The organism is Streptomyces sp. NRRL S-646, from assembly GCF_000720765.1.
Classification (GTDB): domain Bacteria; phylum Actinomycetota; class Actinomycetes; order Streptomycetales; family Streptomycetaceae; genus Streptomyces.
This window is the reverse complement of record NZ_JODC01000009.1, coordinates 94,721-109,067: the sequence shown is the minus strand read 5'-3', so window position 1 is coordinate 109,067 and position 14,347 is coordinate 94,721. Positions and strand designations below refer to the sequence as shown.

Here is a 14,347-nt window from a genome sequence, read left to right as displayed (position 1 = left end):
CGCCTCCGATCCGGGTGCGAAGGCCCTTCCCCCCGGCTCGACTCATCCAGGGGCGAGGAAGAGACGGCCGGGCGGGAAGGTCATCGCCGCGCGCGGGTTCCTGTGTGGTGGAACACCGGCGCGGAGGCCGACGGCCCGGGGCTCACGCCGCTGGTGGGCGGCGGTGCCCGGGCCGTCGGCCGTCGGCGCGGCAGGGGCTCACCTGGCGTGCGAACCCCTGCTGCGGCGCCTGCGAAGCACCAGTACGGAGCCGGCGGCGAGGGCCAGCAGGCCACCGAGGGCGCTGTAGGTGACGGTGTCGCCCATCCCGGTGGAGGCCAGGTCGCCGGCCGTGTCGCTCCGGTCGGGCCGACCGACGGGTACGCCGGCTGCCGAGGCCTGCGCCCGGGTGCCGATCGTGCCGGAGGCGGCGGCGACCGGGGCGGCGGCGCTCGGGGTGGGGGCGGGGGACGGGGCGTGGGCGCGGGAGGCCGCGGACGCGGGCTTCAGCTGGAGGGTCGTGATCGAGTACGGGGGCAGTGTCTGTGCGGCCGCCGTTCCCCGCGCCGCCGTGGTCAGGGCGGTGCCGCCCTTGGTGTACGAAACGGTCCTGACCGCCCCCGCGGCCGGTGTGTATCCCTTGTAGGAGAGCGACACCTGTGCCGTGTTCTGCGGGTCCTTGTTGATCAGCATGACGTTCAGGCCGCCGTCCCTGCTGCGCACCGCGTGCACGGCGACCGACTGCTTGGCGGAGGACGCCTTGACCATGGTGTCGCCGGGACGGGCCAGCGCGGTCAGCGAGCGGATGCCCCAGTAGGTGGGGAAGGGCGTCTCACGGGCCGGTTCGCAGTGCCCGCCGGCGCAGCTTCCGCTGGAGAGCACGCCCTGGTCCAGGTAGTCGGTCTCGCCGCCCACGGTGGTGGGTGCCTTGCCCATGCCGTTGTGCAGGTCCCACCAGTCGACGTTGACGGCGCCGTGTTCGAACCAGTTCATGTACGTGTCCGACGCGAACAGGGCCGCGGCCTGGCTGGTGAGGGCCGGCGACTGGGTGCTGTCGGTCTCGGTGACCGCGATCTCGACCGAGGCGGCGTGCGCACCCGCGTAGGTGGTGAGCAGCGAGCGCACCGCGGAGGTGACACCCGCGACCTGGGTGGGGGAGTTCAGCAGGTCCGCCGTGCTGGAAGCGCTCGGGTACGAGTGGATGATCACGAAGTCGATCGACTTGCCGGCGATGGCGAGCACGGTGTGGTTCCAGTCGGCGGTGTCACCCGCGGCCATCACCCCGTCCGGCCAGGAACCCGGAGTGTTGAGCACCGCCCCGATCTTCACCTTCGGGTCCACGGCCTTCATCGCCTTCGCGTAGGCGAGGAGGTTCTTCGCGTACTCCCTGGGGCTTTTGTCGGCGTGGTTGTCGAGCTCCCATTTGCTGCCGTAGTACCCGTTGCCGGAGACCTCGTTGCCGATCTCCCAGTACTTCACGCCGTAGCCCTTGTCGACATTGGCGTACTTGACCCAGTCGGCGGCCTCCTGGGGCGTGCCGGAGCCGTAGTTGGCGGTGATGATCGGCTGGGCGCCGACCCTCTTCGCGGTGGCCATGAAGTGGTCGAAGTCGGTCCCGGGCGCGACCCAGCCGCCGCCGTCGAGGGTGTGGGTCTTCCAGTGGTAGGCGTCCGCGTAGGAGCCACCGGGGTAGCGCAGCTGCCGGACTCCGGCGCCCTTCATCAGCGATGACGCCGTGGTGTCGGTCATGTACGAGTCGTAGACCGCCGTGTTGAGGCCGACCCCGGTGCTGGGCACCGTGCCCAGCGAGGTACCGGCATCCACCGTGATGCCGACGGCCGGCGCGGCGTTCGCGCTGAGCGCCAGGACGCCCGCGCCGGCCCCGGCCACCAGGGTCGCCACTGCCCCCGCCACGATGCGGCGGCGCGTTCGGCTACGGCGGTGCGTACGGTCCCGAGGCATCGGCTGTTCGGTCGTGGTCGGGTCGTCAGGTGACACGTGGTGGCTCCCGATCGGAGTGCGTGGACACGGGTGGCGTGGGGCAGCTGATTGCGCTCGCCGTGGTTGGTGCAACCCCTGAGTGGCCGCTCGGGACGGAAAGGTTGCCGCCGTATCCGATGTTCTTCGGATCCCGCAGCGGCTCCTGCCTGCACAGGGCATCCGACGACCTGGTGATCGCGGCGATGAACGTCACCGGTCGGCAGGCGGCATCGCCGTGCAGCCGGACATCGCGCAACCGGGCCCTGTTAGGCTGCGCCCCCGTTGTTAAACGTGCAACTAACGTGTACATCATTGCCAGGAGAGGGCGATGGGGGGATGGTCCTCGAAGACGCGTCCGCGGAGTTCCACGAATTCTTCGAACGCCACTATGCCGAACTCGCCCGTCTGGCCCACCTCCTGACCGGCGAGGCCGACGCGGCGGACGACCTCGCAGCGGATGCCCTGGTCGCCCTGTGGCAGCGCTGGGATCGACTGCGGCAGGCCGACCACCCGCTCGCCTACGCCCGCGGTGTGGTGGCCAACCTGGCGCGGGGACGCATCCGCAGTGCGGTGCGCGAGCGACTCCGGATCACGCTGTTCTGGTCCCGCAGCCCCGAGAAGGTGGAGGGGCCTGACATGGCGGCCGTACTGGATGTCCGCGCGGCGCTCGCCCGGCTGCCGTTCCGCAAGCGCGCCTGTGTGGTGCTGCGGCACGCCTTCGACCTGTCGGAGAAGGACACGGCGGTGGCGCTGGGCATCTCGGTCGGAACGGTGAAGAGCCAGACCTCGAAGGGGATGGCCGAGCTGGAAAGGATACTTGGCGCAGGAACGGTCGGGGACCTGGTGGCAGGGAGGAGGAACCGGTGAACGAGGAGATCGCCCGTCGGCTGCGCGAGGCCGCCGAGGCCCACCGGCCCGACCGCGCGAGGATGCTGGCCCGGGTGCAACGCGGCATGGCCGGCCCCGCCGTCCGTCACCGCGCGCGGCCGTTCGCGAGGTCCGGGGCCAGGGTCGCGCTCGCCGGGCTCGCCGCCGCCGGCATCCTGGCGACCGGCGGCCTCGCAGTCGCCGCCATCGTCGCGCACTCCTCGCAGTCGGCCACCGTGACCGTGCCTGCCACCCCGCCCTCGGCCGCCGGCTCCCCGCACCCGACATCGGCCCGCCCCACCCCTGTCGCGCCGGCTCCGGTCACCACCCCGGGCAGCTCGCGACCGACTCCGCCGGCCACCAGTCCTTCACCGGCCGCCGGCGAGAGCCGGAACGGGCCGCTGTGGTCGGCCGGCTCGGTGGACCCGAAGAGCACCGTCTACTGGACGCAGAGCAACCTCGTCCTCAAGACGACTCGGCCGCTCACCTCGCTCACGATCGAGATGCGGATCGTGCAGACCGGCGGGGTGCAGAAGACCGGCACCTGGCAGACCCTGCCGAGTGATGACTTCACCATCACCACCCGGGAGGCCGGCGGCACGCTGGTCTTCCGCTGGGTCCTCAAGCCGGGCCTTACCGTGCCGGCCGGGAGCTATGAGTTCGCCGCCCAGTTCAACAACGGCACCGGCGTGCGCAGTGCCGCGGGCGACGGCTACCGCGTCGACGCGCAGGGTGCGGGCGGCTCCGCGTCGGTCCGGGGAGCGTTCGTCCCGACCCGGTGAACGCCGGGTCGGGTACCGGCGCGCGGCGCAGGCCCGCGTTCCCAGGTGCCCCGGCGCACCCCTCGCGGAAATCCTCCCTCGATCGCGGCAACCTTTGTGTCCGTGGCGGCAACTGGCGGGTATCCGGGGCCGGATCAAGGCCCGCTATGCCAAAGGGACATACCGTTGCCAGATCAGAACCGCTCTCATCGCCGTAAACCGACTACCCGCACCGTGCTCGTCGCCGCCGTGGTCCTCGCCGCCGCGGGTACCGCCGTACCCCTGGTCGCTCAGGCCGCACGTACGTCGAATGCCGCCTCCACGCCGGGAATTCAACATGGTCACCCCGGAGAACGAGATGAAGTGGGACACCACCGAACCGTCCCGCGGCAACTTCAACTTCGGTCCCGCCGACCAGATCGTCGGCCACGCCACCTCCCACGGCCAGCGAATGCGGGGCCACACCCTGGTGTGGCACTCGCAGCTGCCCGGCTGGGTCAAGTCCATCACCGACGCCAACACCCTGCGCGGCGTGATGAAGAACCACATCACCACCGAGATGACCCACTTCAAGGGCAAGATCTACGCCTGGGACGTGGTCAACGAGGCGTTCGCCGACGACGGCAGCGGCCGGCACCGAAGCTCGGTCTTCCAGAACGTGCTCGGCGACGGCTTCATCGAGGAGGCGTTCCGCACCGCCCGGGCCGCCGACCCCTCCGCCAAGCTCTGCTACAACGACTACAACATCGAGAACTGGACCGACGCCAAGACGCAGGGCGTCTACAACATGGTCAAGGACTTCAAGTCCCGCGGAGTGCCCATTGACTGCGTCGGCTTCCAGAGCCACTTCGGCACCGGCGGACCGCCGGCGAGCTACCAGACCACGCTGTCCAAGTTCGCCGCGCTCGGCGTGGACGTCCAGATCACCGAACTCGACATCGCCCAGGCGTCACCGACGGCGTACGCCAACGCCGTCCAGGCGTGCATGAACGTCGCCCGCTGCACGGGCATCACGGCGTGGGGCATCCGCGACAGCGACTCCTGGCGCACCGGTGAGAACCCGCTGCTGTTCGACTCGGGCGGCAACAAGAAGCCCGCCTACAGCGCGGTGCTCACCGCCCTGGGCGGCAGCAGCGGCGGCGGCACGCCGGACGGGGGCACGACGGGTGGCGCGGGCATCACCCCCGGCACCGTCTACACGCTCTCCGCCGCGGCTGCCGGACGCGTTCTCGACGAGCCCGCGGGATACAACGGCAACGGCACCCCGCTCCAGGTGTGGGACGCCAGCGGTGCCTCCAACCAGCAGTGGCGGGCCGGCCGGAACAGCGACGGCTCCTACACCCTGACCAACGTCGCCAGCGGCCGGGTACTGGACGAGCCGGGCAACCGGACGGGCAACGGGACGAGGATGACCGTCTGGGACTCCAACGGCGGGGCCAACCAGCACTGGCGCGCGGGCCGCAACAGTGACGGCTCCTACACGCTGACCAACGTCGCCAGCGGCCGGGCCCTGGAGATCCCCGGCGGCCGGACCGCCAACGGCACTCCGGTCCAGATCTGGGACTCGGGCGGCGGCGCCAACCAGCACTGGAACTTCAGGACGTCGACGTCGGCCCCGACAACGCCCACGCAGACGGGCGCCACATGCGCTCTTCCGTCGACGTACCGGTGGACGTCGACGGGTCCGCTGGCGCAGCCGGCAAACGGGTGGGACGCGCTGAAGGACTTCACCACGGTGACGTACAACGGCAAGCACCTGGTCTACGCGTCGAACGTGGCGGGATCGTCGTACCACTCGATGATGTTCAAGCCCTTCACGAACTGGTCGGACATGGCGTCGGCCGGCCAGACCGGGATGAGCCAGTCCGCGGTGGCGCCCACGCTGTTCTACTTCGCGCCCAAGAAGATCTGGGTGCTGGCGTCGCAGTGGGGCGCGGCGCCCTTCGTCTACCGCACCTCCAGCGACCCCACCGACCCCAACGGCTGGTCCGCGCCGCAGGCGCTGTTCACCGGCAGCATCCCGGGCGCCGCTCCGATCGACCAGACCCTGATCGCCGACGGCCAGAACATGTACCTGTTCTTCGCCGGTGACAACGGCAAGATCTACCGGGCGAGCATGCCGATCGGGAACTTCCCGGGCAGCTTCGGCTCGTCGTACACGACGGTCATCTGCAGCGCTGATCTGCCTGATCCACGTTGATCGCGATCGGGTCCGGTGCGCCGACGCGTGGACGAGCGGTCTACGGCGTGGCACCCACCCGCTGACCGATACTCACCGACTCGAGGAACCCCAGCCGTACGCCGGCTGGGGTTCCCGTCGTTCGGGGACCAGGCGTAGGCCCGGCGAGGCTTGTCCGGCTGATGGGTGTGCTCCTGATCCTGCGCGGCATGGCCGGCGCCGGCCGAGAAGTCCTCAGCCCGGCGAAGATGACGAATGCGCCCCCATCGGGGAGATGGGGGCGCATTCGTGCCTTCGCCTACTTGAGCGCTGTGCCGCTACTTGAGCGCTGTGCCGCCTGAATTGTGGTAGGCGATGGTCTTGCTGATCAGGTTTCCGCCGTCGGTCTCGGCCGTTGTCTGTTCCTGCTGCCCTGGACCGAACAGCAGCCCGGCGATATGGGCGTTCGCCACCTGGTCCATGTGTCCGAAGAACCAGTCCACCTTGTCGTCCTTGTAATGGTTGAGGGTGTTGTTCTGCGCCATGTTGCCCACGGGGATCTGCCACAGGACCACCGGCTTGCCCACGGACTCGGCCATCGTCTTGTAGAACTGCAGCGCGGCGGCGGCCTTCTGGTCGTTCCAGAAGTGGTCACTGCCGCCGTGGGCCGGCTGCGCGTACCAGCCCGCGTCGCGGTCCGACACATCGGTGGCCAGGAAGTCGGCGTTCTTCGCCCCGAGGCTCGCGTAGTCCTTGACGCAGGCCTGTGTGTTGGTCTCCCAGTCGAAGCAGGAAAGGTGCATCCCCACGGCGGTGTTGGGTGCGTACTTGTGCGCCATCGAGATCAGGCACTGGGCGAGTCCGGTGGCGCTGTTCTCCTGCGATCCGCAGTCCGTCGGATTCGAGGCCGTGACCTGTGCGGGAACCTGGTGCGGATTGCCGAGCGACCGGACGTAGCCCCAGAAGTCGGGCTCGAGGTCGATCGCGTCGTGCGATGTGCCGATCTTCTGGAGGAAGAAGCGGTAGTCGTTCAGGTACCGGGTGAGCAGGTCGGTCCTGTTGATGGCCTTGACCTCGCCCGGACCGTCGCCCTCGCCTGCCGCATCCCCGAGGTCGCGCAACGAGTACCAGGTCCAGAGCATCTTCTGCGGACGCGGGCTGCCCTTGTACGTCGCCTGGGCCGCCACGCTGTCCCGCCAGGTCACGTAAGTGCCGGGCGCCGTGGTGCTGCCGTTCCAGCAGCCCCACCAGCCCGACCAATCGTCGTGGCAGCGCGCTGCCGTGTAGTAGTCCGACGAGGGCGCGGGCCGGCTGTGCACATAGGCGTACCGCACGTCGAACGGCGCGGCGGCTGCCGAGGCGTCGGACACCGAGCCGCCGATGAGCACCGTGCTGCTGCCCATGAAACGTGTCGTCGAGCTGCCGCCACCGGCCACGGGAGACGGCGTCGACGACGGGTGCGAGCTGCTCGGAGCCGGACTGGTGGGAACGCTGCTGCTCGGCGCGGTGGGCGTACCGGAGCTGCCGACACTCCCGGCCGGGACGAGCTGCCACTGCTGATCGGCGCCGCCCCGGTCGCGGTCCTGGACGACGGCGCCCCCGTCGGCCTTGGCGGCGTTGCGGACATCGACAGCCATGCCACTGAAGCGATTGACCAAACGCACGTAGCCGTCCGGCGACTTGGCCAGTTTGAACTGCTGGTTGGCGCCGTTCAGGTCCTTCCACTGCACGATGGCGGAGCCGGCGGTCTTCGACCAGCCGAGGTCGTCCAGCACCTTGCCGGAGTTCCGGTTCTGCAGCCGGTAGTACCCGTCACCCGCGTCGATGAACCGCCACTGCTGGTTGGCCCCGCCGTGGCGCGCCCACTGCACCACCGCCGCGCCGTCGTTCTTGGCGGAGGCGCGGTCGTCCAGCACCTTGCCGCTGTTGCGGTTGACCAGCACGTACCACTTCTTCAGATCCAGGGTTTTTTGCTGCGCCGAAGCCTGGCTGACCACGACAGCCGAGCCGGCCACGACCACCATGGTGAGACCCGCCCAGAGACCCCGACGCGCGAGCAACCGACGGCCACGATGCTTCGAGCGACCACCGCGCGCGCCGCCGTCGGGGGACGCCACCGATGAGGTGGGTGGGCCGGGGACATGTCTGTGCTCTCGTTCCAGGGACACGCCTGTGCTCTCTTTCAGCCGTTGCATCTGACCGGACCACTTGGCCGGACGACACTGAGTGGTCCCAGAGGCCGAAAACGTTGCCGCGAAGAGCCACAGATCTTTTCTTTTTCGCCTTGACCGCATGCCGCCCGGGCCCGGCGGTGGCCCGGCCGGCAGTTCCAGGAAGCGGACCGTGCCGTCGGGGGTGGCCAGGACCGGCGTCGGGTGGCCTGCTCTGGGTGCTCTCCTGAAGGACGCGGGCGTACGAGACGGCCGTCTCCATGACGCTCGCCACATCGCCGCGACCGTCCTCCTGATCCTCGGCGTCCCGTACGTCGTGGTCGGCGCGATCACGGGCTGGGAGCCGCCGAAGACCAACTGAGACGGACAACGTCGAAGGGCCCCACCGCGAACGGTGGGGCCCTTCGACATCGTGCCCGGTGAGGCACTGGCGGAGGATACGAGATTCGAACTCGTGAGGGGTTGCCCCCAACACGCTTTCCAAGCGTGCGCCCTAGGCCTCTAGGCGAATCCTCCGCTGGGAACATTACATGACGTCGGAGGGTGCTAGCGAACTCGTTCGGGCGTCCCGCGATCGGGTAAGGTGGGGCTCAGCCCCTCACGCGGCGCTATCTGACTGAACTCCCCCAGGGCCGGAAGGCAGCAAGGGTAGGTCGGCTCTGGCGGGTGCGTGGGGGGTCTTGTGTTTCCCGGACGTCGCCGACGATTCCGATACGGCCGTCGGGGCCTGGTCGCGACGGTGCGCGCGGAGGAAGATCCGCTCGTCGACGTAGACCGCGAGGAAGAAGACGAGCGCGACGCCCAGGCCGATGACCGAGGGGTGGCGGCCGGTCGTGGGGGTGAGGACCGCGGTCATGGCCAGCCACAGGAAGACGTTGGGCGTGTTCTGCGTGATGAACATGTCGCGGCCGAGGCCGGTGTCGTGCGGGCGCAGGCGGAGGAAGAGCGCCGTCAGCCCTCTCAGGGCCGTCAGGACCGTGGCGGTGACGGTCGTCGTCAGCAGCAGATGAACGGCCTGCGCGGCCGTCAGACCCGTCGGCGGGGTCAGCGCGAACGTGGCCAGGCCCGCCAGGGGGATCAGGGCGAGGCCGCCCAGCCAGTTCCAGTTGGTGCTGAGGGCGCCCGCGCGGATCGGGTCGCGCCGGCGCAGGGCCTGGGCGCCCGCGCCGGGCAGGACGAGGGCGGCGAGCAGCACGGCCGCGTAGCTGAGCAGCGCGGGTTCCAGGGTGGTGAGCGTATGGGCCTGTGCCGTGCCGCCCGGCAGCATCACCGGGAGCGCCAGACCCGCCAGCAGTAGCACCGGGAGGGCCAGCGAGGCGGCCACTGTGTGGCGTACGGCGAAGAAGTAGTCGCCTCCCCAGAGGAGGGAGAGGGTGGGCACCACGAGGGCCGGGGGGAGCAGGAGGAAGAGGCCGGCCAGCTCCAGGGGGAGGGAGTGGCCGGCCCAGAGCAGGATCAGACCCAGGGCCAGGCGGGGCAGGAGCAGGGGCCATGCCGTGTGCAGGCTCGCGAGTGGGCGGCGCAGCGTGTGCGGGTTGACGCGCAGCATGGCGAAGAAGGAGCCGATGGAGAGCAGGGCCGTCAGCGCCACGGTGAACACCAAGGCGGGCACGCGTACGCCCAGGGCGAGCTGTGCGGCCGTCCCCGCCCCGGCCGCTGCGGCGATCAGCAGCGGGAGGCGGATCTCGACGATCTCGCCGAGGTCGTTCAGCAGGCCGACAGCCGCCGGGCTCGCGACCGCGCGGCGTAGGTCCTCTTCGGAGAGCGGGCGGGCGTTGGGGATCTTGAAATCGCGGTACGACTCGGGTCGGGCGTCCGCGACGACCAGCGCGAACATCTCCACGATGTACTTGTGGGCGACGACGAGGACGGTACGGCCCGCCCGGGAGGCGGGGAGCAGCACCTCGTTGTAGTACGCGGCCACGCGCGCGTACATCTCGCTCCAGGGCTCGCCGCCGGGGGGCCGTCCGGTCGGGGAGTGGAACGCCTCGGTGTAGCCGGCGAAGCCGATGGTCTTCTTCACCAGGCTCTTGTTGCGGCCGCTGTAGAGGCCGAAGTCGCGTTCCGTGAGGGCCTCGTCGATCGTGAACCGGTCCGGTGGCTCGGGCAGCCGGTCGGTGATCGTCCGGGCGGTCTCCTGGGCGCGGCGGAGGGTGGACGTGTGCACTTCGTCGATGCGTGTGCCGCTCGCCGCGAGGGCGGCGACCCGGTCTGCCGCCTGCTCGGCCTGGCGCAGGCCGAGCGGGGTGAGCGGGGCGTCCAGCCGTCCGGCGAAGCGATTCTGCTCGTTCGCCTGGGACTCGCCATGGCGGATGAAGTAGAGGGGCATGAGTGTCCTTGCGGGGCGTGGGGGGTGTGGGGGGTGTGAGTGAGGCAGGGGCACTGTGCGTTTGGTGTTGTATTTGAGCGTTCAACTTAATCATGAGGGGTGCTCTGTTTCTGGGAAGCGGCCGTCAAGAGACGCTCATGTTTCGCCCGGGCACTCGTCCCGGCATCCGGGCGGCCCGCGTTGTCAGTGGGCGCCTATAACCTCGTATGCGTGTCGTCTCTCGCGCTGTACCGCCGCTATCGCCCGGAGTCGTTCGCCGAGGTCATCGGGCAGGAGCATGTAACCGACCCGCTGCAGCAGGCGCTGCGGAACAACCGGGTCAATCACGCGTACCTGTTCAGCGGGCCGCGCGGCTGCGGCAAGACGACGAGTGCGCGCATCCTGGCCCGCTGCCTGAACTGCGAACAGGGGCCCACGCCGACGCCCTGCGGGGAGTGCCAGTCCTGCCGCGACCTTGCGCGCAACGGACCGGGCTCCATCGACGTCATCGAGATCGACGCCGCTTCGCACGGTGGCGTGGACGACGCACGTGAGCTGCGCGAGAAGGCCTTCTTCGGGCCGGCCGCCAGCCGGTACAAGATCTACATCATCGACGAGGCCCACATGGTCACGTCGGCCGGCTTCAACGCGCTGCTGAAGGTCGTCGAGGAGCCCCCGGAGCACCTCAAGTTCATCTTCGCGACCACCGAGCCCGAGAAGGTCATCGGGACGATCCGCTCGCGGACGCACCACTACCCGTTCCGTCTCGTGCCGCCGGGGACGCTGCGCGAATACCTCGGCGAGGTGTGCGGCAAGGAGGAAATCCCGGTCGAGGACGGCGTGCTGCCCTTGGTGGTCCGGGCCGGTCAGGGTTCCGTGCGTGACTCCATGTCCGTCATGGACCAGCTGCTCGCGGGCGCCGGGGCGGACGGTGTGACGTATGCCATGGCCACCTCGCTGCTCGGGTACACCGAAGGTTCGCTCCTCGACTCCGTGGTCGAGGCCTTCGCGACCGGTGACGGGGCCGCCGCCTTCGAGGTCGTCGACCGGATCATCGAGGGCGGCAACGACCCGCGCCGCTTCGTCGCCGACCTGCTGGAGCGACTGCGCGACCTGGTGATCCTCGCCGCCGTGCCGGACGCCGCGGAGAAGGGGCTCATCGACGCCCCGGCCGACGTCATCGAGCGCATGCAGGCCCAGGCGGGCACCTTCGGCGCCGCCGAGCTCAGCCGCGCCGCCGACCTGGTCAACGAGGGCCTGACGGAGATGCGCGGCGCCAACTCGCCCCGCCTCCAGCTCGAGCTGATCTGCGCGCGCGTGCTCCTGCCCGCCGCCTACGGGGACGAGCGGTCGGTGATGGCCCGCCTCGACCGGATCGAGCGTGGCGTGAACTTCTCCGGGGGCGGCGCCGCGCCGGCCATGGGATACGTGCCGGGACCCGAGGCGCATGGAGGCGCGATGCCCGGGGCGACCGGCGGGGAACCGGTTCCGCCCGGAGGCGGCCCCGCAGCCGCCCGGGCGGCGGTGCGCGCATCGGGTGCGCCGTCCGTCGCGCCGGCCGGCCAGGGCGCTCCCGCAGCCGTGGAACCCCCCGCCCGCACACCTGCTGCCCCGGCCGCCGCCCCGACCGAACCTGCGGCTCCCGCAGCACCCCCGGCACCCGCCCCCGCGGCAGCCCAGCAGCCCCAGTCCCCCCCGTCAGCTCCCGCCCCCGGCGCCTGGCCCACCGCGGCCCCCGCGGGCGGCGGCCGACGCCCCGGCGGCTGGCCCACGGCCACCCCCGCAGGCGCCGGGCAGCCCACGCCCCCGGCCGCCGCACCGGCCCCGCCCCCGGCAGCCACGCCCCAGCCCACCGCGCCCGCCGCCGGCCACGTGCCCCCGAGCGGCGGCCCGGACCCCCGCATGCTCTGGCCGAACATCCTGGAGGCCGTCAAGAACCGCCGCCGCTTCACCTGGATCCTGCTCAGCCAGAACGCCCAGGTGGCCGGCTTCGACGGCACAACCCTCCAGCTCGGTTTCGTCAACGCGGGCGCCCGCGACAACTTCGCGAGCAGCGGCAGTGAGGACGTACTGCGCCAGGCGCTGGCCGAGCAGTTCAACGTGCAGTGGAAGGTCGAGGCGATCGTCGACCCGTCCGGCGGCTCGGCCCCGCCGTCACCCGCAGGCCCCTCCAACGGCGGCTACGGCGGAGGCGGCACCCCGGGCGGCTACGGCAACACCGCCGCACAGCGCCCGGCGTCCCCGCCGCCCGCCACCTCACCCGCCCCCACATCACCGCCCCCGACGGCCCAGGCCACCCCCTCCGCCGCACCCGTTTCCCAGCCCACAGCCCCGGAACCCCCGCCCCCGGTCTCCCCCGAGGACGACATCCCCGAGGACGACGACCCCGACCTCAATGAATCGGCCCTGTCCGGCCACGAACTGATCGTGCGCGAGCTGGGGGCGACGGTCATGGAGGAGTTCTCGAACGAGTAGGCCGCTCTTCAGGACGGGGCTGTTCTTCCAGGCGGGAGTTCTTTTGGGCGGGCCTGTTCTTCCGGGTGCGCTGTTCTGGCCGCGGTCACGGCACTCCAGCCCGTCCGGTGTTTGAGGACGAGGCCGTTCAGGCCGAAAGCAGGGGTCTGGGGGCGGCAGCCCCCAGGGCCGGTCACTGCACCATCCGGCACCGCTTGGAGGAACGTACAGCTCACTGTCCCCCTCCCACTCAGCACCCCGCACAAAACCCCCGTTAGGCTGACCCCCGTGAAGGTCCTCGTCATCGGCAGCGGCGCCCGCGAACACGCCCTGTGCCGTTCCCTGTCCCTCGACCCCGACGTCACCGCGCTGCACTGCGCCCCCGGCAACGCCGGCATCGCCGAGGTCGCCGAGCTGCACCAGGTCGACGCCCTGGACGGCAAGGCGGTCTCCGCGCTGGCCACGGAACTCGGCGCCGACCTCGTGGTCGTGGGCCCGGAGGCGCCCCTCGTCGCCGGGGTCGCCGACGCCGTGCGCGAGGCGGGCATCCCGGTCTTCGGCCCCTCCCGGGAGGCCGCGCAGCTGGAGGGCTCCAAGGCCTTCGCGAAGGACGTCATGGCGGGGGCGGGGGTGCCCACCGCACGCTCGTACGTCTGCACGACCCCGGAAGAGGTCGACGAGGCCCTCGACGCCTTCGGCGCCCCCTACGTCGTCAAGGACGACGGCCTCGCCGCCGGCAAGGGCGTGGTCGTCACCGGCGACATCGAGGCGGCGAGGGCGCACGCCAACTCCTGCGAGCGCGTCGTCATCGAGGAGTTCCTCGACGGCCCCGAGGTCTCCCTCTTCGCCATCACCGATGGCGAGACGGTCCTGCCCCTCCAGCCGGCCCAGGACTTCAAGCGCGCGCTCGACGGCGACGAGGGCCCGAACACGGGCGGCATGGGCGCGTACTCCCCGCTGCCGTGGGCCGACCCGAAGCTGGTCGAGGAGATCCTGCAGACCGTCCTGCAGCCGACCGTCGACGAGATGCGCCGCCGCGGCATCCCCTTCTCCGGCCTCCTCTACGCCGGTCTGGCGATCACGTCGCGAGGCGTCCGGGTCATCGAGTTCAACGCCCGTTTCGGCGACCCCGAGACCCAGGTGGTGCTGGCCCGCTTGAAGACCCCGCTGGCCGGTCTCCTGCTCGCCGCCGCGAACGGCACCCTGGAGCACCTGCCGCCCCTGCGCTGGAGTGACGACGCCGCGGTCACCGTGGTCGTCGCCTCGCACAACTACCCCGGTACCCCCCGCACCGGCGACCCGATCACCGGCCTCGACGAGGTGGCCGCCGAGGACGCCCCGCACGCGTACGTCCTGCACGCCGGCACCAGGCACGACGGTGACACGGTGGTCAGCGCAGGCGGCCGCGTCCTGTCCGTCACGGCGACCGGCAAGGACCTCACCGAGGCCCGTGACCGCGCGTACCGGGCCGTCTCCCGCATCCGCCTCGACGGCTCCCAGCACCGCACGGACATCGCGGCGAAGGCGGCACAGAACGCCTGACCCACCGCGTCGTCCGCACCCGCCGACGAACCCATCGGGCCCCGAATCCGTCTAAGGATTCGGGGCCCGACGCATGCGGGACCGGGCTCCGGATCGGGCCCGGGTTCGAGTCCGGGATCAGGGGCCT

Annotated in this window: 9 protein-coding genes, 1 tRNA gene, 1 other RNA gene and 2 pseudogenes; 9 read left to right on the top strand and 4 right to left on the bottom strand. The window is 70.9% G+C overall.

The genetic code is table 11. The annotated features are described in order from the left end of the window. Positions 1–198: 198 nt before the first annotated feature. Positions 199–1,977, bottom strand: a complete 1,779-nt coding sequence (locus IH68_RS0123860; RefSeq protein ID WP_234341537.1) for an LPXTG cell wall anchor domain-containing protein — start codon at positions 1,975–1,977, stop codon at positions 199–201. Positions 1,978–2,295: 318 nt separating this feature from the next. On the opposite strand from IH68_RS0123860, the gene IH68_RS0123855 reads away from it, so the two are divergent. The 3 genes from IH68_RS0123855 to IH68_RS50090 all read left to right on the top strand — a co-directional run bounded on the left by IH68_RS0123855 (position 2,296) and on the right by IH68_RS50090 (position 5,787). After that, positions 2,296–2,826 carry a SigE family RNA polymerase sigma factor gene (locus tag IH68_RS0123855; RefSeq protein WP_030938551.1) on the top strand — a complete coding sequence of 177 codons (531 nt, stop codon included), beginning with the start codon at positions 2,296–2,298 and terminating at the stop codon, positions 2,824–2,826. Beyond that, positions 2,823–3,608, top strand: coding sequence for a hypothetical protein (locus tag IH68_RS0123850; RefSeq protein WP_030938550.1), 786 nt, complete (start codon positions 2,823–2,825; stop codon positions 3,606–3,608). Before IH68_RS0123855 ends, IH68_RS0123850 begins: the two co-directional genes overlap by 4 nt. Before the next feature lie 316 nt (positions 3,609–3,924). Continuing rightward, positions 3,925–5,787 carry a non-reducing end alpha-L-arabinofuranosidase family hydrolase gene (locus tag IH68_RS50090; RefSeq protein ID WP_324607683.1) on the top strand — a complete coding sequence of 621 codons (1,863 nt, stop codon included), beginning with the start codon at positions 3,925–3,927 and terminating at the stop codon, positions 5,785–5,787. A gap of 296 nt (positions 5,788–6,083) precedes the next feature. On the opposite strand, the gene IH68_RS0123840 is transcribed toward IH68_RS50090, so the two are convergent. Next, on the bottom strand, positions 6,084–7,769 hold the full coding sequence (locus IH68_RS0123840) for an RICIN domain-containing protein (RefSeq protein WP_030938549.1): 1,686 nt from the start codon (positions 7,767–7,769) through the stop codon (positions 6,084–6,086). 370 nt (positions 7,770–8,139) lie between these two features. Between IH68_RS0123840 and IH68_RS55455 the strand changes: the two are divergent. Then, positions 8,140–8,271: pseudogene (locus tag IH68_RS55455) on the top strand (site-specific integrase); the annotation flags it as partial. Positions 8,272–8,344: 73 nt separating this feature from the next. Here IH68_RS55455 and IH68_RS0123830 read toward each other — a convergent pair. Continuing rightward, positions 8,345–8,432: transfer RNA gene (locus tag IH68_RS0123830), tRNA-Ser, on the bottom strand. 73 nt (positions 8,433–8,505) lie between these two features. Here IH68_RS0123830 and ffs point away from each other — a divergent pair. The 3 genes from ffs (at position 8,506) to IH68_RS59175 (ending at position 9,666) form a co-directional block, all read left to right on the top strand. Continuing rightward, positions 8,506–8,602: signal recognition particle sRNA small type (gene ffs, locus IH68_RS52390), an RNA gene on the top strand. 53 nt (positions 8,603–8,655) lie between these two features. Next, a complete protein-coding gene (locus IH68_RS56465; RefSeq protein WP_159403721.1) occupies positions 8,656–9,213 on the top strand; it encodes a hypothetical protein in 558 nt (185 codons plus the stop codon). 138 nt (positions 9,214–9,351) lie between these two features. Further along, positions 9,352–9,666 (top strand): hypothetical protein, encoded by a 315-nt coding sequence (locus IH68_RS59175; protein ID WP_159403720.1) that lies wholly within the window; start codon positions 9,352–9,354, stop codon positions 9,664–9,666. Between the two features lie 33 nt (positions 9,667–9,699). Here the strand turns inward: IH68_RS59175 and IH68_RS59865 are convergent. Then, a pseudogene (locus IH68_RS59865) lies at positions 9,700–10,245 on the bottom strand (histidine phosphatase family protein); the annotation flags it as partial. Positions 10,246–10,455: 210 nt separating this feature from the next. Here IH68_RS59865 and IH68_RS0123815 point away from each other — a divergent pair. Together IH68_RS0123815 and purD are read left to right on the top strand one after the other, a co-directional pair. Then, positions 10,456–12,699, top strand: a complete 2,244-nt coding sequence (locus tag IH68_RS0123815; protein WP_030938548.1) for a DNA polymerase III subunit gamma and tau — start codon at positions 10,456–10,458, stop codon at positions 12,697–12,699. 267 nt (positions 12,700–12,966) lie between these two features. After that, complete coding sequence (gene purD, locus IH68_RS0123810) at positions 12,967–14,220, top strand: phosphoribosylamine--glycine ligase (protein WP_030938547.1); 1,254 nt, start codon at positions 12,967–12,969, stop codon at positions 14,218–14,220. The last annotated feature ends 127 nt before the right edge of the window (positions 14,221–14,347 follow it).

Bases quoted from the DNA above. Each gene is read 5' to 3' on its own strand.
- IH68_RS0123840 (WP_030938549.1), bottom strand. From the start codon at position 7,769: ATGGTGGTCGTGGCCGGCTCGGCTGTCGTGGTCAGCCAGGCTTCGGCG.
- IH68_RS50090 (WP_324607683.1), top strand. From the start codon at position 3,925: ATGGTCACCCCGGAGAACGAGATGAAGTGGGACACCACCGAACCGTCC.
- IH68_RS0123855 (WP_030938551.1), top strand. From the start codon at position 2,296: ATGGTCCTCGAAGACGCGTCCGCGGAGTTCCACGAATTCTTCGAACGC.